The 24,830-nt window shown below is 42.2% G+C and carries 25 protein-coding genes; 8 read left to right on the top strand and 17 right to left on the bottom strand.

Annotated features, from left to right (window positions below; genetic code table 11):
* Positions 1-331: 331 nt before the first annotated feature.
* Positions 332-526, bottom strand: coding sequence for a transposase (locus H6G41_RS09030; protein ID WP_374939413.1), 195 nt, complete (start codon positions 524-526; stop codon positions 332-334).
* Positions 527-964: 438 nt separating this feature from the next.
* Here H6G41_RS09030 and H6G41_RS09025 point away from each other — a divergent pair, with 438 nt between their 5' ends.
* Positions 965-1,651 (top strand): response regulator transcription factor, encoded by a 687-nt coding sequence (locus tag H6G41_RS09025; RefSeq protein WP_242037848.1) that lies wholly within the window; start codon positions 965-967, stop codon positions 1,649-1,651.
* Between the two features lie 115 nt (positions 1,652-1,766).
* Here H6G41_RS09025 and H6G41_RS09020 read toward each other — a convergent pair whose 3' ends face one another.
* The 3 genes from H6G41_RS09020 to H6G41_RS09010 all read right to left on the bottom strand — a co-directional run bounded on the left by H6G41_RS09020 (position 1,767) and on the right by H6G41_RS09010 (position 8,787).
* Entirely contained in the window at positions 1,767-2,141 is a 375-nt protein-coding gene (locus tag H6G41_RS09020) for a response regulator (RefSeq protein ID WP_190745638.1), read from the bottom strand.
* The gene (locus H6G41_RS09015) at positions 2,113-7,416 is read right to left on the bottom strand and encodes a response regulator (protein WP_190745636.1); all 5,304 of its coding nucleotides are present in this window, start codon (positions 7,414-7,416) and stop codon (positions 2,113-2,115) included. Before H6G41_RS09015 ends, H6G41_RS09020 begins: the two co-directional genes overlap by 29 nt.
* A 330-nt stretch (positions 7,417-7,746) precedes the next feature.
* Entirely contained in the window at positions 7,747-8,787 is a 1,041-nt protein-coding gene (locus tag H6G41_RS09010; protein WP_190745634.1) for a 1-acyl-sn-glycerol-3-phosphate acyltransferase, read from the bottom strand.
* A gap of 847 nt (positions 8,788-9,634) precedes the next feature.
* Between H6G41_RS09010 and H6G41_RS09005 the strand changes: the two genes are divergently transcribed.
* Both H6G41_RS09005 and H6G41_RS09000 read left to right on the top strand, forming a co-directional pair.
* The gene (locus H6G41_RS09005; RefSeq protein ID WP_190745632.1) at positions 9,635-10,150 is read left to right on the top strand and encodes a hypothetical protein; all 516 of its coding nucleotides are present in this window, start codon (positions 9,635-9,637) and stop codon (positions 10,148-10,150) included.
* A gap of 102 nt (positions 10,151-10,252) precedes the next feature.
* Entirely contained in the window at positions 10,253-12,991 is a 2,739-nt protein-coding gene (locus H6G41_RS09000) for a tetratricopeptide repeat protein (protein WP_190745630.1), read from the top strand.
* Positions 12,992-13,136: 145 nt separating this feature from the next.
* Here H6G41_RS09000 and H6G41_RS08995 read toward each other — a convergent pair whose 3' ends face one another.
* From H6G41_RS08995 to H6G41_RS35705, 10 genes are all read right to left on the bottom strand, one after another.
* Positions 13,137-13,808: a DUF305 domain-containing protein gene (locus tag H6G41_RS08995; protein WP_190745628.1), complete on the bottom strand. Its 672-nt coding sequence runs from the start codon at positions 13,806-13,808 to the stop codon at positions 13,137-13,139.
* 521 nt (positions 13,809-14,329) lie between these two features.
* Positions 14,330-15,523 carry a transposase gene (locus H6G41_RS08990; protein WP_190745625.1) on the bottom strand — a complete coding sequence of 398 codons (1,194 nt, stop codon included), beginning with the start codon at positions 15,521-15,523 and terminating at the stop codon, positions 14,330-14,332.
* Between the two features lie 256 nt (positions 15,524-15,779).
* A complete protein-coding gene (locus H6G41_RS08985) occupies positions 15,780-16,004 on the bottom strand; it encodes a hypothetical protein (RefSeq protein ID WP_190745623.1) in 225 nt (74 codons plus the stop codon).
* A 282-nt stretch (positions 16,005-16,286) separates the two neighbouring features.
* A complete protein-coding gene (locus H6G41_RS08980; protein WP_190745621.1) occupies positions 16,287-16,820 on the bottom strand; it encodes a hypothetical protein in 534 nt (177 codons plus the stop codon).
* Positions 16,802-17,074 (bottom strand): hypothetical protein, encoded by a 273-nt coding sequence (locus H6G41_RS08975; protein ID WP_190745619.1) that lies wholly within the window; start codon positions 17,072-17,074, stop codon positions 16,802-16,804. Before H6G41_RS08975 ends, H6G41_RS08980 begins: the two co-directional genes overlap by 19 nt.
* Complete coding sequence (locus H6G41_RS08970) at positions 17,074-17,580, bottom strand: hypothetical protein (RefSeq protein WP_190745618.1); 507 nt, start codon at positions 17,578-17,580, stop codon at positions 17,074-17,076. Before H6G41_RS08970 ends, H6G41_RS08975 begins: the two co-directional genes overlap by 1 nt.
* 9 nt (positions 17,581-17,589) lie before the next feature.
* Entirely contained in the window at positions 17,590-17,838 is a 249-nt protein-coding gene (locus tag H6G41_RS08965; RefSeq protein ID WP_190745616.1) for a hypothetical protein, read from the bottom strand.
* Entirely contained in the window at positions 17,813-18,280 is a 468-nt protein-coding gene (locus H6G41_RS08960) for a hypothetical protein (protein WP_190745614.1), read from the bottom strand. The genes H6G41_RS08965 and H6G41_RS08960 overlap by 26 nt, the downstream gene beginning before the upstream one ends.
* Complete coding sequence (locus H6G41_RS35710; protein WP_277878065.1) at positions 18,241-18,372, bottom strand: hypothetical protein; 132 nt, start codon at positions 18,370-18,372, stop codon at positions 18,241-18,243. Before H6G41_RS35710 ends, H6G41_RS08960 begins: the two co-directional genes overlap by 40 nt.
* Before the next feature lie 166 nt (positions 18,373-18,538).
* The gene (locus H6G41_RS35705) at positions 18,539-18,661 is read right to left on the bottom strand and encodes a hypothetical protein (RefSeq protein ID WP_277878064.1); all 123 of its coding nucleotides are present in this window, start codon (positions 18,659-18,661) and stop codon (positions 18,539-18,541) included.
* Between the two features lie 112 nt (positions 18,662-18,773).
* Here H6G41_RS35705 and H6G41_RS08955 point away from each other — a divergent pair, with 112 nt between their 5' ends.
* The 3 genes from H6G41_RS08955 to H6G41_RS08945 all read left to right on the top strand — a co-directional run bounded on the left by H6G41_RS08955 (position 18,774) and on the right by H6G41_RS08945 (position 20,408).
* On the top strand, positions 18,774-18,986 hold the full coding sequence (locus tag H6G41_RS08955; RefSeq protein ID WP_190745612.1) for a ribbon-helix-helix protein, CopG family: 213 nt from the start codon (positions 18,774-18,776) through the stop codon (positions 18,984-18,986).
* Between the two features lie 254 nt (positions 18,987-19,240).
* Positions 19,241-19,948: a hypothetical protein gene (locus H6G41_RS08950; protein WP_190745610.1), complete on the top strand. Its 708-nt coding sequence runs from the start codon at positions 19,241-19,243 to the stop codon at positions 19,946-19,948.
* Positions 19,941-20,408, top strand: coding sequence for a DUF4102 domain-containing protein (locus tag H6G41_RS08945; protein ID WP_190745608.1), 468 nt, complete (start codon positions 19,941-19,943; stop codon positions 20,406-20,408). Before H6G41_RS08950 ends, H6G41_RS08945 begins: the two co-directional genes overlap by 8 nt.
* Here the strand turns inward: H6G41_RS08945 and H6G41_RS08940 are convergent.
* The 3 genes from H6G41_RS08940 to H6G41_RS08930 all read right to left on the bottom strand — a co-directional run bounded on the left by H6G41_RS08940 (position 20,388) and on the right by H6G41_RS08930 (position 21,582).
* The gene (locus H6G41_RS08940) at positions 20,388-20,708 is read right to left on the bottom strand and encodes a hypothetical protein (protein ID WP_190745606.1); all 321 of its coding nucleotides are present in this window, start codon (positions 20,706-20,708) and stop codon (positions 20,388-20,390) included. The two genes, H6G41_RS08945 and H6G41_RS08940, sit on opposite strands and share 21 nt — an antisense overlap.
* 131 nt (positions 20,709-20,839) lie before the next feature.
* Positions 20,840-21,004, bottom strand: a complete 165-nt coding sequence (locus tag H6G41_RS08935) for a hypothetical protein (RefSeq protein WP_190745604.1) — start codon at positions 21,002-21,004, stop codon at positions 20,840-20,842.
* On the bottom strand, positions 21,001-21,582 hold the full coding sequence (locus H6G41_RS08930) for a site-specific integrase (protein WP_190745602.1): 582 nt from the start codon (positions 21,580-21,582) through the stop codon (positions 21,001-21,003). Before H6G41_RS08930 ends, H6G41_RS08935 begins: the two co-directional genes overlap by 4 nt.
* Positions 21,583-21,798: 216 nt before the next feature.
* Here H6G41_RS08930 and H6G41_RS08925 point away from each other — a divergent pair, with 216 nt between their 5' ends.
* A complete protein-coding gene (locus H6G41_RS08925) occupies positions 21,799-22,104 on the top strand; it encodes a glucose-6-phosphate dehydrogenase (RefSeq protein WP_190745600.1) in 306 nt (101 codons plus the stop codon).
* Positions 22,104-24,830, top strand: coding sequence for a hypothetical protein (locus H6G41_RS35700; RefSeq protein ID WP_190745598.1), 2,727 nt, complete (start codon positions 22,104-22,106; stop codon positions 24,828-24,830). The genes H6G41_RS08925 and H6G41_RS35700 overlap by 1 nt, the downstream gene beginning before the upstream one ends.

Here is a 24,830-nt window from a genome sequence, read left to right as displayed (position 1 = left end):
GCATTTGAATTGCAGTTCCGTCTTTAATTGCAATAGCGTGTGTTAAAGCCTGCTCTTCATTACCCGGATTTCTCACAAGTTAGAAAAAATATTGATATACTCAAGATTCAGACTAATCGAATTTATACATAAATAACTCAGACTTAAAAAAATAGATATTCCTCAATATTAATACTGAGCATACTAGATAATTAAATACTCTAAACATTGAAACAATCAAATAAAAAACCTCTGGAGATAAAATCTAGACACGGTAAAATTAGAATTGAATAAATCCAACTCTAAGTGTAAGTTAATAATTCAGGTTTAAATCAGGTTAAATCAACTAAAATCAAGTGAAATTAGGCAACATACTCAAATACTTGTAAGCAATTGCAAAAGTCTCTTGGTAAGGGCAAGCATTAGTAATCGCAATCAAAATTTGTTGGGTGCTAAAAGTGATAGTTGCACCTAACTTCAATAATTTTGTCCGAATAGTACCAATTTGGGCATTTCGTAGTTCTGTTTTAGCTAAACTTGTAAGCACCCAATGAGATTTATTGCACTTGAGCTAATTGATTGTATGTCCTGAGTTCTACTTAGTTTTGGTTTTAGTAGTTATACACTGGAGTAGGGTTTTAGGGCTAAAGTTTTCGTTCCTTCAGCAACAAGAAAGCGATCGCAGAGGTTAAACAGTTCTGCCTCGGTCTGCGCCTGTCGCATCAGCCGCAGGAAATACCTGTTTACCCAATTTAGGGGCTAAGGGCTAGGGAAAGAAGACAAGGAAGACAAATAAATGCCCAATGCCCCCCAGCCCAATACTTCTCTTCTCCCAAGGGGAGACGCTGCGCGCTAAGCGAATCTATGCCGTTGGCGCAGCGTCTCGTAGAGAAGGCTTTACGAGACGCTCCGCGTAGCTTGCTTAAGAGAAGGGGTACGACTTCGCGGTAAGTTGAGCGTAGTCGAAACTCAGTACAAGTGCCCAATGCTTAATGCCCAATGCCCAATTATGATCAAAATTCTCCTAGTTGAAGATGATGAATTGTTTCGCTTAGGTTTGCGGGTGCGATTGCAACAAGAACCGGGGTTAGAGATTGTCGCGGAAGCTGAAGATGGGGAAACAGCTATTGAGTTAGTTAAGCAAACTCTTATCGATGTGGTGCTGTTAGATGTGGGTTTACCGGGAGTTGGCGGAATTGAAGCTTGCAGACAAATTAAACAGCAAAATCCTCTTTTACCAATTTTAGTCCTGACTTCCCATTCCCAAAAACCCTTAATTACACGCCTAATTGAAGCCGGCGCGCAAGGCTACTGTCTCAAAGGAATTGCGGCGGAAAAATTAGTTTTAGCGCTGCGTTCTGTAGCGACTGGTGCTTCTTGGTGGGATGCAACTGCAACTCAAGAAATTCGTTCTTCTTTGAGTTCGGAACCATCGCCATCGGAGATAGCAGAACAAACAAAGCCTGTTGTAAATCCCCTAACTGTACGCGAACAAGAAATTCTCTCACTGTTAGCCACAGGTAAAACTAATCAAGAAATAGCCCATGAATTGTATATTGCACCGGGAACAGTGCGGGTACATATTCATGCCATTTTACAGAAATTAGAAGTAAGCGATCGCACTCAAGCCGTCGTCGTCGCCTTCCAAAAACGTTTAATTAAAAATGGTTAGTTGTTAGTTGTTAGTAGGGGCGGGTTTATTAAGATCATCATTGATCGGTGAAGATATCCGTGAACCCGCCCGTACAGTTGTCATTTGTTCCCCTGCTCCCTAGCCCCTAGCCCCTTCACCACCCCAAAGCTGTGGCAATTTGCCCTGCTAATTCTAGCGGATTGAAGGGTTTCGCGATCGCAGTTGCCATTCCCATCTGTGCGTAGCGGCGACGATCTGCGGCTTGGATTTTAGCGGTTAATAAAATTACGGGAATGTTTTTTGTCGCTGGATTTGCTTGTAATTTCTCAAAGGTGGCGATTCCATCCATGTCGGGCATCATCACATCTAATAGAATTACATCTGGTTGCCAAGCTTCGGCTTTGATGATGCCTTCTTTGCCGGAACTGACTGTCATCACTTCCCAAGCGGCGACGGTTTCTAGGCAAATTTTGGCAACTTCTTGAATATATTCTTCGTTATCAACCACGAGAATTCGCTTTTGTGTCATTGCCATCACCTTCTTGTTGATTTTGTGTCATCCTTTGAATTAGCTCCATGACGCGGTGTTCAAATTCTTGGGTTGTCACTCGTCCTTTGGTTAAAAATTCTGTATGTCCTAATTTCAGTCGATTGCGTTCTGATTCGTCTAAATCTTTGGCTGAATAAACTACTACAGGTGTGCTACAGAGTTGATTGTGCTGTTTTAACCAATCTACCACTGCAAAGCCATCGCTTTCTGGCAAAATTAAGTCGAGAATTAATAAATCGGGATTTACTTGTTGGCTGAGGTGAATGGCTTCTCTGCCGGTTTGGGCGAGGAAGGTTTCGATGTCGTGTCTCTCAAATAAGGTAATTAGTAGTTGCGCTAAATCGCGATCGTCTTCGACAATTAATATTCGCGCTCGTTTGGATGATTTCGCTACTACCTGTCTGAGCGATTGTAATAAGTAATTTTCGGGGACTGGTTTGCTTACCCAATCAGCAAAGTCTACGTTGGGTTGACTGTTAACGCTGGGTTTGTAGACGCTACAAATCACAATGGGAATATCTTTGGTATCTGGTCGTTCTTTTAATACTGCCATTGTTTCCCAACCATTCATTCCCGGCATTAATAAATCTAGTAAAATCACATCTGGATGAAGGCTGGCGGCTAGGGCGATCGCTTCCTCACCGATAGTAACTGTTACTACGCGATAACCGCCTGTTTCTAGTAAGTTTTGCAGTTCTTTACTAATTAAGGGATCGTCATCGCACACTAAAACCAGGGGTGCGTGCTGATTTATGATTTCTGGTTGCTGGGGTGTGGGGGGAATTTCGACTGTCTGGGGCGATCGCACTATGGGAATTGTAAAGTAAAAAGTACTACCTTGCTCTAAAGTACTTTCCACCCAAATTTTCCCGCCATGCTGTTGCACAATACTTTGACAAATGGCTAAACCTAAACCCGTACCGTCATGGTTGCGGGAATCTGAGGAGTCAACTTGTTGAAAACGCTCAAAGATACTATCTAGTTTATCTTCTGGTATGCCGCGTCCGGTATCTTTGACGGTGAAGATAATTTCATCTTCTTCTTGGCTAGCCACTAACCACACGGTTGCGCCTGGGGTGGAAAATTTAATTGCATTACTGAGTAAATTTGTGAGGGTTTGCACAATCCTGTCTGAATCGATCCACAACTCCAGGGAGATGCTGGAAATTGATAATTTTACTCCGGCTTTGTCGGCTAAAGGCTGCATAATATTGACTGCTGATTCAATCAATTCAGTCACATTGCAGGTTTCCCGTTCCATTTTTACCCTACCCGATTCGATGCGCTCGATATCTAAGATGTCGTTAATCAAGCGGACTAAGCGATCGGTGCTGTCGGTAGCAATTTGCAGCAGGCGTTTTCCCTGTTCTGATGTGGGTGGTAGTAACCCACTAGCGAGCATTCCTAGAGAACCGTGAATTGAAGTTAAAGGCGTGCGCAGTTCGTGGCTGACAACGGAGACAAACTCATCTTTCATCCGTTCGATTTGCTTGCGTTCTGTAATATCACGCAGAATCACCGTATAATAAATTTCGTGACCGTGGTCTACTTTGGAAATCGAAGCCTCCGCCGGAAATTCTGTGCCATCCCGCCGCCTGCCAAAGATTTCTCGCCGTTCTCCCATTCGCCGCGCTAGGTTAGGAGATGTGCCAAAGTCTGCGACATGGTGACGGTGGGCTTGAGCAAAGCGTAAGGGTAAAAGTAAATCTAGGGATTTACCGATCGCTTCTTGAGCAGAATAGCCAAAAATTTTTTCGGCTCCTTGGTTAAATAAGGTAATTTTTTGCTCAGCATCGATGGAAATAATCGCATCATCAGCAATATCTAAAATCCGGGCAAATTTGGCTTGCGAAATCCGCAGTTGTTCTTGAATTTTTTGGCGTTCGTCCAATTCTGACTGTAATTTGCGATTTAAGCTAATTAACTCAGCGGTGCGTTCGGCGACGCGCAATTCTAATTCACTATTAGCTTTATGTAAAAAGGCTTCGGTTTGCTTGCGTTTGGTAATGTCGCGGATGATAAATTGCGAAGAGAGTTGATTTTGGTAACTACAAGGAGCAGCGGCGATTTCTAGAGCGATCGCATTTCCATCTAACTGCACAAATTGCGCTTCATGTAAAGGAATTTCCTGTTTATATTCCTTCAAGAGGCGGAAACTTTCCCCCATCGCTTCTTGGGAATAAGGATGAACAAAATCCAGAATTGATTTACCAACTAATTCTGTGGGTGCTTTAGCGCCAAATAGCTTCACTGCGGCACTATTGGCAAAGACAAAATAACCATCCCGTTCAATAAAAATTGCTTCCGGACACAATTCTACTAGCTGTTGATAGCTGCGCTGACTTTGTTCCAAGGCAATTTGGGCGAGTTGGCGATCGCGTTGGTTGCGCAATGCCATAATCCCATAGGCTAAATCTGCGGCTAATGCTTCGAGTAATTGTACTTCATCGCTATCAAAGGCATCGGGTGCGGTGGCGTAAATATTCAATGCCCCAAATACTTGATTATCTGCAATTAAAGGTAAGGCGATAGATGCTGCATAACCTTGCTTAATCGCCTGACACCGCCAAATTTCATAATTGGGATCGGTTTGGATATTTTGAATAATTGCCCTTTGTCCGCTGCGAATCGCTGTACCTGAAGGGCCTCTGCCATTAATTGTATCTGCCCAAGTTAAATTGAGAGATTGCAAATATCCATCTTCATAACCAGCTTGGGCGACAGGACGAATAGTTTTTTGGGCATCATCTTCGGCAAAACCAACCCAAGCTAAGCGATAGCCGCCCACCTCCACAATCATTTGGCAAATTCTATGCAGTAAATCTAACTCATCTTTGGCACGCACCAGCACTTGTGAGCAATTTGTCAATGCTTGCAGGGTGCGATTTACCCGACGAATTTCTGTTTCTGCCCTTCTGGATGCTGTAATATCGCGGGTAATTGCCAAATGTACTATTTTCCCCGCAGTTTCACTGGGTAATGGTACGCCGTGAGTTTCCATCCAGCGACGATTACCTTTAAAAGTAATTAGTTCAAACTGGAAAGTTCCCTGATTTCCTTGACAAACACTGGTGTGGAATTGGCGAAATCCGGCTTGATATTCTGGGGCAATTAAAGAATACACTGATTTACCAATTACGGCTTCGTTGCTATCAGCCTCCAGCAGCATCATCCCTACTGGGTTAATTTCCAACAAAGTCCCATCAGCGGCAAGAATTTTCACACAATCTGGCTCAGCATTAAAAATCGTCAGCCAGCGATTCTCTGGTTGAGGAGTTAATAAGGCAGGGGGCACGCTGAGCGAAGTCGAAGCGTGCGGGGATACCGCAGGAATATCTTCTACCCCACTCAAACTACTGTTAACTGCGTACCCTGAGCGAAGTCGAAGGGTACTCCGGCTATTTGTGACCCGCCGCAATAATTTAATCCGCTCTAAGCGGTTGATAATTCGCGTCACGAGTTCTGGCCCGACAATGGGCTTACTGATAAAATCGTCAGCACCAACGCTAAATACTTGGTTGACTATTTCCGCATCACTGTGAACTGTGAGAAATAATATTGGTAACTCGCTCCATTGCTGATCGTTGCGCACTACTTTGCAGATTTCAATGCCATTGGTATGGGGCATTTCTACGTCCAGAATCAGCAAATCGGGAGAGACTGTTTGTAAAGTTGTCCAAAATTGGCGCGGATCTTCTAAACCGATAACTTTCAATCCCCACGGACTGAGTAAGGTTTGTAATAATGCCAGAATTTTGGGATCGTCGTCTACAGCTAATATTTTGGCTTCGGCATGGGGTGCTTGTTGCAGTACTTGAGTAATTGCTTCTAATACCTGTGCCGTTGGCATGGGCTTTTGCAAAAAGGTATGTCCGCCGTTTCGCGCTAGTTGCAGACGGTTGGTAAAATCGGTCTGCTCGGTTAAAACTAGCACTGGTATTGGCGGCTGATTGCGGGTAAGTTCTGCTAATAAACTCCAGCTTTCCTCTTGATTAACAGAAACGCTAGGGTCGAGCAGCACCACGCTGGGATGTTCGCGGTAAATTATATGTCTGGCGTTTTCAATACTGTTAGCAATTTTTACTTGCAAATTGCTGTTAGCAGATTCTTGTTTGAGATTGGCTGCTAAGGATTGTTCTCTATCCACCACTAACACCAAAGGCTGTTCATCGGGTGTTTGTGCTGGGGATTCTGATTGATTTTGTTTGCTGTCAATTTCTTGACGTAATTGCTCCACCCAAGTTTTTAATTTACTAAAATCTGATTGGGTCAAGGTTTTATCAGATTTCAGCAGTTGTTCAATTTTCCGCGCTACTTTGGAACCTAGGGGTAAGCCAAAGGTAGCCAAGGAACCGGCTAAGGTATGGGCTTCTTGGGTGGCTTGCGATCGCAATTGCGGGCTTAAAGATTTATAGTTAACTGTTGCAGCTTGCTCTAGCACTCCCACCTGTTCTTGCACTCGCCCTTGGAATCGCTGCCAAATTCCTGCCACGGCTGCTAGTGTTTGTTGCTGTGTTTTTTGATTACCATTGACAGATTTGGGGCGTTCTGATTCGCCTTTATTTCCCGATTCTTCTCCTATCTGCGGTTTGAGGCGATAGCCAATTCCATAAACTGTTTCGATTAAATCGCTAGGCGCTCCCACATTGCGCAGTTTCATACGCAATCCCTTAATATGGGTACGTACAGCTTCTTCCCCTGGTGTATCTTCATAAGACCAGAGATGTTCTAAAATCATGCCGCAACTAAATACCCGGCGGCTATTGCGTAAAAATAGTTCTAACAGAGCGTATTCTTTCGGCGTTAGAGATAGCAATTCGCGATCGTAAATCACCTCACAACTACTCGGATCGAGGCGTAAATTTCCCCATTCCAGCACTGGTTGGGTTGTTTTCCCACCGCGACGTAATAAGGCGCGGACGCGAGCTACTAATTCTTCTTGGTCAAAGGGTTTAACTACATAATCATCTGCGCCAGCATCTAAGCCAATTGCCTTTTCATGACTGCTATCGCATCCTGTTAATAACAGAACTGGCATTTGCAAACCGCGAGAGCGGATATAACGGCAAAGACTGATACCATCTAGCTTGGGCAACAGCACATCTAATAAAACTAAATCATAGTCGTAAGTTTCGATTAAATCCTTGCCACCCTTGCCATCACTCGCTAGTTCAACTGCATAGTTTTGGGTAGTGAGAATTTCTTTGAGTACTTCTGCCAGTAACTCGTCATCCTCGACAACTAAAATTTTCATATCTAAACAATTGCTGAATATTTGCTGATGTTATAGATAACGAGCTATTAACGCTTAAGTAAAAATAAAAACTACTAATAATAATTTGTGACTTAAATGCATATTAAATTATAAATCTTTAAATTTTGACTGGCAATTAACAAATATCAATATTTTACCCGGCAACCTCGTAGGGGCGGGGTGACCCTAACCCTACAATTGGGGATAATTTATTTTTTGCAGTTCACTAAGCAAACGTGGTTGTTGAGGTGCAGAGGAATAGGCGATCGCTAAAAAATTTCAGATTTTCTTAATCTGAAATCCCTTGACTAAAATTCTTATATCTGTAATTTATTGCCCAGTCACCAACTGATTAATTTGCATTTGTAATTTTGCTCGCAATTGTTGCGCTCTTTGATATACATTTGTCCGCTTTTGACGGGAATTATTAAAGCTGGCTGCCGTAGAGAAATGTTCCACAGGTTGAATATAATAACGCAAGCGCGTTTTCATTGCCCAAACACCCATTGAGGGAAATAGAATTAACGGCAGCATCAACGGTGATAAGGGTAAAAAGGGTAATTTAAATAATCGTTGCAATTTCTGAAAATTTATTGTCCAAGGATGCAAATACTCATTACCAACGCAAATTACTGGGAGAATGGGTACTTGATAGCGATCGCTTAATTGCATAAAACTTACATCAAATTTCTGCAATTGATAGCGTCTGCGCCAACCTTTCAATGGCCCCCGCAAACCTTCCGGTGCATACAATAGAATTTTTCGTTGCTGTATCCCTGCTTCAAAAGCAGAGAATTCAGCACGAACACCGCCTAAAACCTTTGACCATCCGGCTGGTAACCACCAAACCATCCAAGGATGCTCAAATAAGGATGTGCCGGCTAGGGGTTGTACTGTCCATCCTCGTGCTTGAGTTAATAATTCAGCTAAAGTCAAAAAGTCCCAAGGAAAACTCATTCCCGCATGGTTCATTGTGACAATTAACGGCCCTGTTTGTGGTAAGTTTTCCAGTTGGTTTAATTCCCCTTGAAAATAATATTTCACAATGGGAGCAAGCAATTCTTTACTAAAGGCTTTTTGATATTGAGGATCGAATTCATCAATTTGTTGTTTTGGCGCGCGACAGCCCAACCGCAGCCAACGGATTAGCAGCGCTAAATAAAATCCCCCAGGTAATAAGAACAAAATATATTCTAGCCAATTCCAGCCTTCTGGGTCTTGATGGTAATGTTGCCAGTGGCGGTTAAATAATATTAGCCAACCGGGAGGATACCATAAGCAAAACCAATCAAACCAGTTAAATTTATAGCCTTTATCTGGGGCTATTTCTAACGGTAATTTCAGTACATTTTCAGAGCTTTGATTGGTCACAATAACTATATGTTTTATATATTAATTTACTTATTTATCTATTATATAACACCAATTTTTTTGGTCAGAATATCAGCACTAAGCTAGAGATTTAAATATTGGGTATTGGGCATTGGGCATGGGGTGCTGAGAACGTATCTGCAAAAACACTGAGAGTATCCCCAGTTAATTGCTCAATCGGCATTATCGCAAATTGTACATTTGCGAGCTTGTTGATACCGCAGGTTGGCTACAGCCGAATTTCTCCTAGGGATAAAATGTATAGTAAACATAAGCTTTAGGTCGTGGGCATGAGCCAGCGCGCGAGTTAATCATATAGATCAGGAAATTTATTCAAATTACCTTGTTTATCAATTGTGATCCTTTTACATGATTCGTATACTTGATTTACGATTCGTATGGTTGATTTGCGAATGAGAAAACTTGATTTACGATTCGTATAGTTGATTTACGAATGAGAAAACTTGATTTGCGATTCGTATAGTTGATTTACGAATGAGAAAACTTGATTTACGATTCGTATACTTGATTCACGAGTCGCGAAACTAAATTTGCAGTGCGATCGCAACTTATTTTTTACCTTACTTCACATCTGTCATCAAAGTATTAATACTGAATTTTTTGTCTTTCAGTAAACATACATTTTTTTCAATTACACCTATAAATCATCAGTTTTAACCTACGTAGAGATACTGAGATTGTATAACATGCTTTTTTGGTTTCTAGTTGCGACATAGTAGCCAGGGAAATTTTTGCATAACCTTTGCCACTCCAGAGATATATAGGGGTGAACGCAGCAAATTAATTTTGGAACTAGTTAAAACTGAGTATTTTAGGAGAAATAGCAATGAAAGGGTTGAAATTTGCCGTAGCCATTATCGCATTAGCAACATTGACTCATACCCCCAAAGCTGAAGCCAAAAGCTTGTTTAATAATCAACCAATACTAGCAGCAAAGCTGACTGCACAAGTTCCTAACTCAAATACTGAAAAAAATGCTGACGCTTACCTGCAAAGAGGAATTGAGCGTTTAGAAAAAGAAGACTATCAGGGAGCCATAGATGAATTTAACAGCCTTTTGCAGGTTGAACCTAATAATATTTATGCTTACGTTGGCAGAGGTGCTGCCAAGATGTACTTAAAACAATATCAATCAGCAAAATCAGATTTTGACTCAGCTTTAGGAATTACTCCCAATATTTCTTTAGCTTACTATTTTCGCGGTTTTACCAATTATGCCTTACAAGACAAAGCCGCTGCCCTCGCAGATTTGCGCAAAGCATCTACTCTGTTTAAACAAGAAAATAAACTAGAGTTGGCACAGAAAGCTGATAACGCTATTAAAGAGATGGAAGCTAGCTAAAAAATTGCATAATGCTGATGTCTGAAATCACAACCGGGTTGTTCAGCGTTGATAACAAACCCGGTTTCTTTTATGCTTTAAAAGCTGCTGGAGAACTTACCCATGAATTGCTACCGGAAATATATTTTTGTTGCGACTGTAGTTTTTTCCCTAGTTTCATTACCTGTTTTTCTGCCTCTGTCTGGTTCTGTTTTTCTAGCGCAAGCACAAACAACACAAAAAGAAATTGCCGAGCAAATATTGCAACTTTACCAAAAAGCTACACAACTTTACGAGCAAGGCCAATTTAAAGAAGCATTAAAAATCTTACAGCAGGTTTTAGCTTTGATGAAAGAACTTGGCTTGGAAAAGGAACAAGGGACAATTCTTAATAATATTGGTGTCATTTATAGCAATTTGGGGCAGTACAACCAAGCTCTCGCAGCTTATGAGCAAGCTTTAAATATTGCTAAAAAAAATGGTAACACAGCCGCACAAGCGCCAATTTTTAATAATATTGGAGATATTTACCGCCAGCAAGGACAGTATACCAAAGCTTTAGAATTCTATCAGCAAGCTTTAGCAATTCACAAACAATTTAATAATCTAGTTGGGCAAGGAATCAGTCTGAATAATATTGGTGTGGTTTATCGCAACTTAGGAAAGTATGCGCAAGCACTGGAATTTTATCAACAAGCTTTAGCTATTTACCAACAAGCTAATAACCAAGCCCAAACAGGAACAACTCTCAACAATATTGGTTTAGTTTATGAGAGTATGGGACAGTATACTAAAGCCTTAGAATTTTATCAGCAAGCCTTAACTATTCACAAAAAGATTGGTAATAAAGTTGGCGAAAGTTCAGTTCTGAATAATCTTGGTTTAGTTTATGGCAATTTGGGTAAGTATGCCGAAGCCTTGGAATTTTATCAGCAAGCTTTAGCGATTAACGAAAAAATCGGTGACAAAGCGGGAGAAGCATTAACTTACAACAATATTGGTGCAGTTTATCGAAGTTTAGGACAGTATGCCAAAGCTTTAAAATTTTATCAGCAATCTCTAGCGATCGCCAAAAATATTGGTGATAAACCAGCACAAGGGAGAACTATTGATAATATGGGGGCGATTTACCGCCTTTTAAAGCAGTATCCTCAAGCTTTAACAGCCTATCAACAAGCTTTAGCTATTCGCAGAGAAATCGGCGATAAGCAAGGGGAAGGAACAACTTTGCATAATACTGGTTTAGTGTATGAGAATCTCGGACAATATCCCCAAGCATTGGAGTTATATCAAAAATCTCTAGTAATTGCCAAAGAAGTAGGCGATAAAGCAGGTGAGGGGGTAACTACTGACAATATAGGCTCAATTTACTATAAATTAGCAAAATATCCCCAAGCATTACAATTTTTTCAGCAAGGTTTAGCCATTCGTCAACAAGTTGGCGATAAACCAGGACAAGGAATTAGTCTGAATAATATTGGCGCACTTTACCTCAAATTAGGCGAGTATGCCAATGCAGAAAAGAGTCTATTTGCTGCAATTGAGATTTTAGAGTCGTTACGCCCTGGTTTAACTGATGCGGATAAAGTATCGCTGTTTGAACAACAAGCTTTTACTTACCGCTTTCTACAACAAGCACTGATTGCCCAGAATAAAATTAATTCTGCCTTAGAAGTGAGCGATCGCGCAAGAGCTAGAGCCTTTGTTGAGTTACTCGCTTCCAAACAATCCAATAAATCAAACCTACAATCAGATATTAAACCCCTGACAATCCAGCAAATTCAAAACATCGCTAAAGTTGAGAATGCAACTCTCATCCAATATTCAACCATCGATGATAAATTACTCTATATTTGGCTAATAAAACCTACAGGTGAAATTACTTTTAAGCAAGTTAATTTGCCAAAAGTTGCAGATATTCCCCTCAAGGATTTAGTTACTCTCAGTCGGAAATCGATAAATGTTGTAGAACGTGGTGGGATTACAGTCAAGCCTAACCCAAAAATCAATCATACCCAACAGTTACAAAAACTCTACCAAATATTAATTAAACCAATTGCCGAACATTTACCAACAGATGCTAACGCTCGTGTCATCTTCGTTCCGCAAGAATCCCTTTTTCTAGTACCTTTCCCCGCACTGCAAGATGAACAAGGCAAGTATTTAATCGATAAGCATACTATTTTAACTGCACCAGCTATTCAAGTTTTAGAATTAACCCGCAAGCAGAAACAAAACCTGAATACATCTCTCAAAGATGTGCTGGTGGTTGGGAATCCGATTATGCCAAAAATTCCGATTACAGAGGAAAAATTAGCACCACTTCCTGGTGCAGAAAAAGAAGCAAAGCAAATTGCTGAGTTATTGAAAACCCAAGCGATTACTGGAAGCCAAGCGACAGAAACAGCCATTATTAGCAAGATGAGCCAAGCCAAAATAATTCATTTTGCCACTCACGGCTTACTCGATGATTTTAAAGGATTAGGCGTACCTGGTGCGATCGCTCTAACTTCCAGCAAACAGGACGACGGCTTTCTCACAGCCAGCGAAATCCTCGATATGAAACTCAGCGCCGAACTTGTAGTTCTCAGCGCTTGTAACACTGGCGGTGGAAATATTACAGGCGATGGTGTCATCGGTTTATCCCGTTCTTTAATTACCGCTGGCGTACCCAGTGTCATTGTTTCCCTGTGGGCTGTAAATGATGATTCCACTGCTTTTTTAATGAGCGAATTTTATCGCCAACTCCAGAAAAATCCTGATAAAGCTGTGGCGTTACGTCAAGCAATACTGACTACCAAAAAACAATATTCCCATCCTTTAGATTGGGCTGCATTTACCCTGATTGGCGCAGCTGATTAAAACACAAATATTTTTAGGGATTATGCCAGCTACACATCAATATATTCTAGAGGGCATGGCACTGCCATGCCCCTACTAATAAATTATTGTAACAGTGGCAATTATTGCGATCGCTAAAAATCAAAAATCGCTCCAAAATGCAATTTTATTCCAGCTTAGAATTATACCAAGTCTGATACCATTGCTCCATTTGCTGAATTTCAGTAGTTTGAGTTTTAATTATCGACTCAGCCAAATTCTTAATTTCTAGTTTGGTAGATTTTTTACTAGCCATTTGTGCCATTTTCACAGCCATGCGATGATGGGGAACCATTTGCTGAATAAATTCTTTGTCAAAATCTGGTGCATTTTTTAATGCTGTCAAATCCACCTGCATACCCATCATATTGCAGTTCATTGACTGTGTATTTTGACCTCTACCCCCATGCATTGCCATCATATTTTGATGATTCATCCCTGTAGCAGGTACATCTTGACCGTACCATGCTTTATACCAAGATTTCATTTGTAAAACTTCGCGATTTTGGTCTTGTTTAATTGCTAATGCTAACTTTTTAATTTCTGGATGTTTCGCCAGACTAAATGCCAAATCTGCCATTTCTACAGCTTGATTGTGATGGGGAATCATCATTTCTATAAAATGTTGATCTATTTGCCCCATCATCCCTTTAGGCGGATTAACTTCTGTAGATGGTTGATGATTATTATGTTCCGAGTTGGAAACTTGCGCTTGTGCGTTATTGAAAACTACTAATCCAGAGATAGCACTGCTAGCCAATAAACCAGCTAAGCTATAAAATAATTTGTTTGTCTTCATAAATCCTCCTAATTGCAGGAGTTAACCACAATTTATATTCAGTAAACTATCAAAATATTGTGAGGAAGTTGTGAGATAAAGTTTTTATCAGTAAACTTAATCAAAATACTCAGTAATTAAGCAGAAATATAGGATTGTTTGACCGCTTAAATTTTAAGAAAATAATTAAATTATATATTTTCATCTGCGAGAACATCCTACACTTTCAGCTTGACATTTAGAGATGAAATCAAGATGAAATATTTTTTTGTACAAGTTTCTTTACCTTTTTATCAACTCCAAGAACTTGAACAGAAATTTCTCCTCAGTTCAGTTACTCTATGCTAAATAGCTGTCAAGCTAGTCAATCCAGGAATTTCACTCTAGTTGTTTTTGCTGCAATCCCTCATAGGGATTATCGGTAATTATCACCAGCATCACCCAAGCTTCTAAGCCTTTTCTTCCGGTGTTTCAATCCCTCATAGGGATTATGGGTGATTGTTACCCGTGACATAAGGAAAACTAAAAGGTTTTCAAAGATTTCAATCCTTGATAGGTTTAACTAACTCCCTAAACAACAATTTAACAGCTTTGGAAGCAACACGCGATCGCACTAATCGAATTGGCTTGCCTAAAGTTTTTTCGGTATCTAGAAATTCACATAAAGTTGTGTAAATTTCATTGTTAAGCCTACTGCGTTTCACCTCTAAGCGAGTAAAAACCCACTGCCAAAAAGCTTTGCGGCAAAGCTTGGAACCACTATTGACTTTAGATTGGTGCTTATCACCTGATGATTCTAGTGAAGGTGCAAGCCCCAAGCATTTCTGAAATTTTCTCAGGGATATGTATCGTTTGGTAGGCTTCCCGGATTTCCTGCCTTTGCGAATTTGTACTTCTGGTTTGCCATCCTTGAGGAAAAATTCAACCGGGTAAATTTGGCTCATGATCATTGCTTGCAGTCGCAGCCCAAAGCCAAATTTATTAAAAGCTTCTGTGTAAACAGTAAACCGGGTATCGCTCAATAACTGCTGCAACTCCGATTCAATCAACCGTTCCTCACGTTGCAGGCTGCAAAGCCTTTGAGCGTGAAATCTTACCTCATCACCAATTCCTAAGCCAATGCTGTTTTGGTACATAGCATTGTATCTTACGGATTGGGTTTCACCGGCTAACCACAGCCACAAAGGAGCTACCCCTAACTTTCCCGGCTGGGACTTTGATAAAGCTACCTCTGGAAACTGCCAAGCTAAATCTTGTCTGAGTCGGTTAACAATTGGCGACTGCACCCGGTTGAGATGTCCCAATCGCAAGATTAACCGCCTAATATGGCGAATTATCCCGCAACGGTTATCAACAAATCGTGTAGTATCCCCGCAATAGTCAAACCAATAACAAGCCAGTGCAAGAGCATCCGCATCATCATCTTTATCTGGTAAAGCTAAATGATTAGCCCGGTAATTTCTTAATTCCTTGTGACCAACTGACAAGACATCAACACCAGCACGGCGCAAATGTTCAGCCCAAATTAAACTATAGTTTGTACCTGTGGGTTCAATTACTGCAATATCAGCATTTAACGCCAGCATTGCGGTAATTCCTGCACGGTTGGCGTTAAATTTCAAAAATTGATATTCATAATAAAATTGACGTACTTGAGCCGGTTTACTTTCAAGCAAACAAGCGGAAACTGAGGACTTGCTGACATCAAGCCCCAAAATTTTGATTTTGTTTTGCATGGGGTGGTGTTTTTAAAATTCCCGTTGTTGTCTAAGAATCACCCAAAGGCCGTAAGCCTGCTTCACTCTCAAGACATTGGGATTTAAACAGCATCCCCCAGTAACCGAGCTTGCGAAATTCCAAAAGCTAAAAGCCTTCTTCTGCTTCAAAGCCCTAAGTTACATCTAGGAATGCTGGCGACTGATTTGGACTCAGACCGCGACGCGATCGCAATTTGGATCGCGTTTCGCCAGTGAGTCAAGCTGGCTCATCAGGCTAAAAAAACTCTTCTAAATCCTTGTCAATAATTTCCTCTAGTTCGTTTGAAGCTGGCTCTAATATTTCGATCAGCTTTTCATCGGTTTCATTGTCTGCCTGTTCAGCTTTGGCTATAAAATTTAATGCCGTATCTATCCGGCTTTTGATAGCAACTAGTGAATTCCAGATTTCGTAGTAGTCCCAAGATGGATCGGGTTGAGGGATGTTTTCTAAATTAGTCATGGTGTTAAAAGTTATTTGGATTGATATTGATTATTTAAGTTCAAAAAAACAAATGCCATCCCAGCAACAACAAAACCAGCCCCAGGGATTAAACCAACGATTTTCGTCTCTGTGAGCGAAGCTATCAACTCGAAGCTTCCCTAATCGAAAAAATAAACAACCATTGCGGGTTAACTTAAATTCCATATCAATTTTTGTGATAATTTTTACCTTGTAAACGTTTCAAGTCTTTGGGTCAAAAAATGCGATCGCGTTTCCTTCCTTCTCAACGCGATCGCAATTTCACCACCCATTGGCTGCACCCTCATCTAAAATTTGCTGTAACATCTGCTCACCCTTAGCCCACCTAACGCGAAGTACTTTTTCAATTACATAAGTCTTCCCCTCACTTTCAAGCAAAGCTTTCACCGCTAAATACAAAGCTTTTTTCTGGGAAGTGGAAGCCGTAAGCTCATCTGGATGATTTGCGCTAGGCTCACCATACAAGTGTTCTAGTGATTGGGTTAATTCCTCCCGAACTTCCGGCGGGTAAGTTGGCTCGGAAGCTCCATAAATTTCTTGCAATGCAATTTCTTGTTGCTGGGTGTGGAGTGCAATCTCCACATCTTCTAATTCTTCATTCATCGCTAGCAGTACAAGCCGGCGTGAATCATCGACCATCAGCCGCTTAGATTCCTGCACCAGTTGCACACTGGCGACAATTGCCAAGCCGTAGCTGATGCCCTTACCAATTGGGGGAAGTGGTGACAAAGCACTCAGCCAGAATGCAGCTGTAGCCGATGCCAAGCAATTAGTTTTCAACCACCGAGAAGCCATGAAAGCACCCCCCCCAGGAAAATTGAAAACGCGATCGCAATTAATAAAGCATAGTAATCATGCTCACTGAGCTTGAGGAAGGGGCGAACCGCATCATCCGTAAGTAATGCAACGACCAACGCCGCAGCACACATGATGTAAATTACCCACATCACCCGAAATAATGCCGGATGTAACGCCCCTAGCCAAGCTACAGAACTAGAGGCGATACAGCCAAGTAAAAACCAAGCCCCCAGGTGTACCGCCTTAGACATTACTTAGCCGCCTTGATTTTTGCTTTTAGTTCTTCAATCCGTTGATTGGCTCGGTTTTCGGAGTTGTCCAAGCCAACCCCCAAACGAGCATACTCCGGACGTTGGCGGTGCAGATGACGAGCTGTTGCAACGTCGGCGCGTTTTTTGGTAAGTTCGCTGTCAGCCACGCCGCGAACATAATTTCTATGATGTTTGTGTACCTCAGCATCAGCAGTTTCTATCTTTCTAAGTGAGCGATAGGCACGTTTTGACTGTCTTGCGCCTTCGGTGCATTGCTTGGCAAGTTCTTTAAGTGCTGTAGCTTCTTCCTTGGTAAAATAGCGTGGAATGTCGTTAATTGGTGCGGTTCTGACTGTTTGCCATGTCCCAGCGTTCATGGGATTAATGGCTGTTACGTCAGTTGGGGCTAGCACCACATCTTTATTAATCGCGTGTCCGCCAGTGGCTAGCGATGAATTAGCATTGCTGGATTTACCAGCGCTCGTAATACGTGCAAGGAATCCCATAAGTTTAAGTTACCTACAAACTTGAGTTTTAACTTTTTCGAGTTGTTGGGCATCAGCTTTCATCTGGCGTAATTGCACTTGATCCGAACTTTGATAAGTGCTAATTGCCCCAAGTGCCAATCCTGCAACCAGTGCAGATGCAATCATGATCGCGTAAGGTGCGTTACTGGCTGCAACTGGTGCAGATGGCTGAGGCTGAACGTAAAATTCCCCGGTAAAGGGAACTACTTTGTTAGTCGTTTGTTGTTGGTTGTTCATCTCCCCCCAGCAGAATTGGTTGATATGTGGGCAAGAGTAGATGCTCAGTACCTGCATTAATTGCGGCGCGAACTGAGGTTTGGATAACTTGACGCTGTTGCTGTGTTGGGTTTTGCTGCATTTGCTTAATTCTGTGCAGCACTCGACCGGGTAACAGTCGCCAATATTCAAGCGCTAGAGTTTCGGCGGAATGGTCTAGCAACGATTCCAGTAAATCGCCTGCATCATTTTCCGCAACGTCATCTGCTGCATTTTTCGATGCACGACGGGAACGCAATAAGTCAATTCCGGCTTCAGTCCAAAGTTTTTGGCCGTGTTCGTCCGCAATTAGATGAACATCGATTTGGAATACCCCAGGGTGTCGGCTTAACCAGCTGCGAATTGTTCCTTCCGGTATTCCCGTTATCTGTGAGGCTTGCGGTGTGGTGTATAAATTATCCATCGCATAAGATTTGATAAATCACTAGTAATTGACTTACTCACATAACGCGATCGCACTTTGGTAGATAGTGCAGTCGCTTTTTTATTGGTCATTGGTTATTGGTCATTCACTCACTAGCAGGTCTTTCTCTAGCTCAGGCTGCTATCTCTGGCGGGTTTGGAGTGAAAGCCAGCACACATCACATGCTGGCTGATTGGTGTAATTTCTGCTGGTAACGTGCATTAATCAGGTTTTTTTGGTCTAAAGTCTTTCTCCTAGCTAAGGTTTACGGTTTTTCCCCAACTCACTAGCAGGTCTTTCTCTAGCACAGGCTGCTATCTCTGGCGGGTTTGGTGTTGGGCATTGGGCATCAGGTACATGCAACGTGCAAGAACGTTGCATTAATGGATTTTTAGATTTCCATTAATAGTATAATATTGCATATCCAGATACCTTGGTCAATAATAGATTTCTGGATATGCAATAATTGAGTGGTTCATTATGACAGTGCAACATGGCCAGCAGAGGTCGTCCGAAATCAGGGCGAGAAGTGAAGGGTGTAAGCCTGAAAGTCAATCCCGAAGCATGGGAGCTTTTCGACCAGCTAGCGAAGAGCATGGGACTTACCAGGTCGGAACTAGTGGAGAAAATAGCGGAGAATCAAATCCTATTAGCACCGGGCAACAGTCAGGTGAAGCAGTCGCTGGGAAAGTCCTTAGTCAGCTAATTGACGAAACAGAAAAGCAGTTGGCGTACCACGAACAGCAAGCAGAGATTCTCCGCGAACGTCGGAACGAGTTAAAAGCAATAGAAATAAAAGAATAAAACCGTCATTGCATCTAGTAATGACGGTTTTCTAATGGGTATTAATGAGTGGTTAATAGCCTGATTTCCAATACCTAAAAAGTTAAAAAGCCAACCAAAACTTGTCAGAGATTGGAAGGCTTTTGGCAAAGAAATGCTTTAAAAACTGCAAGTATTATGACACAAAATAGCAACCTTGTAACACTTCCCTGGACTGAAGAACACGAATCATTTTGCTACAAAAACAAGATACCTAATGCTGCTAAAGTCCTATGGCAGTGGCTAATGAGACAAGGCTCAATCAGTGAAGAAGTAGAGCCAGATTTATCAGAATTCAATGCATGGGTAGCAAAAAATAGGGGTAAACCTTATGCCCACAATTATCTTAAAAAAATATTCGAGATACTTTGCGAACATCGGGTAATTCAAGTAGTAAAACAGTACAGTTGGAAGATTTTTAAGTTACTTGTTAGACCGCTTGATTGGTTGAAGCCACCGAGAAAGAAGCGAGAAAAAAATTTACAAAACAGTAACTCGACTTACAATTTACCCACACCAAACAATAACTCTTCCGTTCAGGCTGATATACAGCAGCAGCATTCTAATATTATTAGCAACCAAGCGACTCTCTCAGAAGTTGGTATACATTTTGACGAAAGCGAGAAAGAGGTTTTAGACCGTCCCTACAGCGAAATTCAAGTAGCTATTATTCTCTTTAATCTACGAGGTGGAATTGAGAAAATACAGAATCCTCCAGGCTGGATACGTAGCTGTTTAAGACATCGATACTGGGAACAGCCACACAGTCAAAATCAGCTTATTCAAGTTATTGGGAATACAACGATATGGGATGAATTAGCGGGGGGAAGTATAAGTCATGAATGAACAACTTTCTCTATTCACAATTCATCCTGTACAAGTTGCTAAACCAAAATCTGACCCCTACTGGGATGAAATTACTAGACAACCCCAAACTGAGGGTGATAGCGTTTCTTCATCTGTAGGTAAGTATGGGGAATTAGAACTTCCACCAAAAGGGTTGGGTAACTCGGTGGTTCCCAACCTTTTCACTACGGAAAATGTTCGTCCGCAAGTTACACAACCTACACCTAAACAATTTGCGGACGAACAAACTCACTGGGTGCAAGAGTACTGGGTAAAGCGTAACGGTGAAAAATATTATTACTACCGCTACTGCTGGATGGTAGGCAGAAAGAAAAATTGTATTCACATTGGCAGTGTGACCAACCCAATCGCTAAAGCCAAAAAAGAAGATGTAGAAATTGCGATCGCGGATGGAGAATCGCCAGAATACATCAGGCAATTACTCAAGCCCCAAAGCTGATGGGTTGTCTTTGAGCAGTTGGCGAAACTTCCGCAACTCGTCCCAAGCACGGGTGTTAATGTCGAGTTCCCTTGAGTGCTGGTTTGGGTGGTGTTTAGTGCGTTTGTACTGTATATACGCTTCTATCGCCTGAAGAACCAAGGAAGCATCCCCCACGCGCTGGGAGACGGAACGGAAATCACTATCAATCGCTCTAGCATATCTTTTGACTTCTGGTACTAGCGCAATTGGTACACGAATTGTAGTAGTTTCGCCGTGGTTCCAAGTGCTACCAGATTCCCAAGTGGTTTGATTTCTCATATCGCCTCAATTGCCGTGTAACACGGCAAGTTTAGCAATAAAGCACTTACAAAAAATGCGATCGCGTTTCTGGGAATCAGGGTGTTCAGAAGTGCGATCGCGTTAAGCAAAACAATGAGGTGATACACCTTTTATGGGTCAATCCTAAACGATGGCTGGTAAAGTTCCTCAACTTCATCCCAGGCCATGTCAGCTAAATTTTCCAATGCTTTAGCCAAATCAAAGGGGTGGTCATATTCTCCCTTCTGCAACCTTAGATAGAAAATTTCAACTTGTAGAAACACAGGGTTATTCATAAACTAGCTATTGCTTCCTTGACATCATCGTCACTAACCTCGATGTAGCGAGATAAAACCTTTAAATCCGTGTGACCAGTGGCTTTTTTGATAGTCGCCAAACCTACCCCACGTTTAGCCAGCTTGGTTATAAAAGTGCGGCGGGTGGAATGAGTGCTGATACCTTTAGCCGATAATCCGGCCTTATCCACAGCTGATCGCAAAATCATGTCAGCCCAGCGTAGAGTAATTGGTTCATTGCCTTCCCGGTCAGGGAATAACCAAACAGAATCATTTTCGGGTTTGTAACTAGCTAAAGTTTCCCTAAGAATTGGATGCACCGGGACTTGGCGCGTTTTGCGCTTACCGTCCGGAGTAGCCTTGCGAGTCCTGGCGCGAAAGTTGATAAACTCTCTCGGTTTACCGTCATCATCAAAAACATCACAAATTTGCAACTGCACCAAAGCACCCCAGCGTTCGCCAGTGTACCAACCTAAATCTAAAAGTAATTTGTACTTACGGCTTTTTATCTGCTTGCGGATTTTAGAATAATCACTGTCGGTGATAATAGCCGATTGTCCATTTCGGTTGTTTTTCATTGATAAATAATTGTTTGTTCAAGCTTCCGGTTTTACCTGTCGCAGAGGTAAAACCGGAATATTTCACCAATTAACTATTAGTAATAAGTCGCTCAATCCTAACTCTGACAAGACTTACACGTAATCAGTGATTATTCTGCTTTTACATAAAAGTGGAAGATTGCATATATTTTGATAGCTGAATAAAACGGAGAAAAGTAATTAAAAATTCTCCCCATGACAGCATTAAATATTGCTACCCAAATTCCTAGCCAAATCAACACTTTAGAAAAATTGGCAGTGTGGGCCGGGTTGACTTTGGCAAACATCAACCCTGATTTGACCGCTATCGAAGGAGTAGGGTACACCGAGCGTGTAAGCCAAGCAGGAATTTTTTACGTACAAGCCGATAACAAATATCGAGCGCTGATCAGAAATTCAATTCAAATGTCACCTGATTATCTCGCTGGCGGATCTAAGTTGTGGACTTATGCCCAAGATTTAAGCAATACAGCCATTCCTAGTATCTTCACATCAAACTAATGGCTGAGTTTGATAGTCCAGCATTTAGATCCAATAACTGGTCACAAGCTGACCTTGCTGAAAGCTTGGCGACACAGCGACCAGTATCAGCCCAGCCGATTAATATTCCCTTGGGAGAACTCAAGCCAAATCCGCCTAATTCCCCTAGGCGAATGAGTAGCCTTGAACGCTCAGTAGCACTCCAGGAGCAAGCTGCACGAGATGCCGAATTTAAGGCGCAGCGCCAGCGAGAGCAAGCCAGAATGGAGGAAGTTTACAAGCGTGAGCAAGCTCAACGGGATGCACTAAGAAACCGCACCCCAACGGCTGAACCGCCTACACCAAGAATCACTGATCGTAATCCAGCCTGGGAACAACCAACACCAACAAGCAAAAGCCCAACCCAGCCAGGAACACCAAATTCAGCCAAGCTACCACCAACACCAAACAGCAGTGGTGCTAGACCATCAGCGAAAATTAACGCCACTGCTCACCCAGCGCCGGGGGTACTCGTCCAAGAGTTACCGCCGCCAATTACCAAGCCGGCGACGATGCCCCCAAGCTCGCTACCCAAGCCAGCAGCCGGAATTTATGGCGGTGCGGCGATAGGTGCGGGAATCGATGCAGGATTTAGGATTATTGCTGGTCAACCTCCGGCACAAGTTGGATTTGGTGCAGCTGGTAACTTCGCTGGCTCGGTTGCCGGTGCGGTAGTCGGTAGCTCGTTTGGCCCGGCTGGTACTTTTATTGGCGGTGCAATTGGTGGATTTTTGGGGGGAATGCTAGCAGATGCCATTTACCGCACTGCATTCCCTCCGTCTGCTACACCACCGTCACAAGGATATACAGGAAAACTCCAACCTTCGGGAAGATATGCCAAACCTTACAAAGTTCAAATGAGAATTGTGGGGGAAGGGGCGAATGTTTTAGTAGTTGATTATTTTATTCTGTGGGGCCCAATTGGTGAAATTACAATTACCCCAAATCTAGTAACAATCGAGTGTCACGGCGAATATCTTTATGGAAATATTGAAGAATACAAAACAGACCCCATCCAGTTTGTACTTTTAAATAGTCCAACCCAATCTTTTAATGTTCAGCGCATAGAAGATGTAAAAATCACTCCTTTAGACGGTGTATTTGAACCGAGTACAGGAACTCCAGAGCAAATACCGTCAGACAATCGCGCTTCAAATTCATACTTCCACCCAGGCAATCAAAGCTACGCACCGCCAAGGGGAGAGCCACAAGCCAAGCCAAACCCAGCCCCAAATAATTATGGTGTAGGTGGCATTGCTCCAGGCGGTTCACCTCGCGGTGATAAATATGATTGGATGCCTCACGGATTCCCCGCACCACGACAAACCCCAAACCCCAATACCAACCCAGGCAACTTAGGCGGCGAACTGCCAGGAACTAGCCCAAGTCCAGCACCCAGCCCAAGTGGCAACCCAGGAATTAACCCCAATCCAGCGCCAAGCCCATCCCCAACACCTAGCCCCAATGGTGGTGATCAATCATTCCCAGCACCGGTAACATTTTCAACTGATATTGGCCCATCCCCAAAACCACCAAACTTTGGCGACACCAACGCCCAACCCGTGCCACTCGGAAGCGGTGGAAGCGTCACAATTAGCGGGCCAAGTACCAAACCACCAAACGGGCTACCAGGAACAAACAAGAAAGAGCCAACACCCGATGCAACTAGCCCAACGCCTAAAAACCAAGACCCCACAAAACCATTACCCAGCATTCCACCGCTTTTCATTCCAGCAACTACACCAAAATCACCAACGGTAGAAGAGATAAAAACTGGAGTTTGTGAATTAACCGCACCAGACAAATGCTTAGGTCAACCACTAGATAATATTCAAAATCAAGGCAACCAAAACAGTAATAAGCTTGACCAATTAAACGCTTTATTAAATGGTTTAGATTTAGCTGGTATTGCTGCATTAAATAGCAAGTTAGACACAGTAAACACTAAATTAGGCGAACAATTACCAGGCGGATTATCAGGAAAGCTAACAAGGTTTAGTAAGTGGTTACAGCTAGATAGAGCATTAAATTTAATGACCTTTGCTGTTACCGTCCATAATGCAATGATGTTATCCAATGAAATTGGGCAGACATTGCTAGTTGCAATTAATAACGTTTTGTCATTGATTGGATTAAAAGATGATGACGGACAGGCATTTAATTTAGGTGAATTTATAAGTAATGGAATCGAGAACTTAATAAAGGGAATTATTGGTGAAGAAAATTACACCGTATTAAGTGCGGCATTCCAAAAAGCTAACCGCATCTATCAAGCGACTACCAATGTTCTTAATCAGTTAATGAATGTAAACTCTGTAATTACCAATGCTTTAGAAGTAATTGGTAGCTACACCGGGAAGATTGGAAATGCCCTAAGAATTTGGGGCGTTGTAGGCGAAAAGGCTTATAACTGGATGAATCCGCAGCCATCATTTGATAATAAATGGATGACTAAATTGCAGCAATTACAGGAAGGGGCAAACACCGTTGCAATGGTCACACAAATTCCTGTAGATGGCGTTAATGCCGTAACAGAACTTACTAATTCAACGACTGAATTAGTAAAAGCAGTCAAACAAGAACCAGATACAAAAGATGGTTTAGATGTGGGTGAGGCAGCTAAGGTTAAAGCTGATGTAGAAGCCGGAAAAGCTGTAAGCGCTCCTCCATCATTTGACATTACAGATTTATTTGATGGTGAGGATTGA

This window comes from Tolypothrix sp. FACHB-123, assembly GCF_014697075.1.
In the GTDB taxonomy this organism is placed as follows: Bacteria; Cyanobacteriota; Cyanobacteriia; order Cyanobacteriales; family Nostocaceae; genus Aulosira.
Note: the sequence above shows the minus strand (reverse complement) of the source record. Positions and strands in the feature narration are given on the sequence as shown.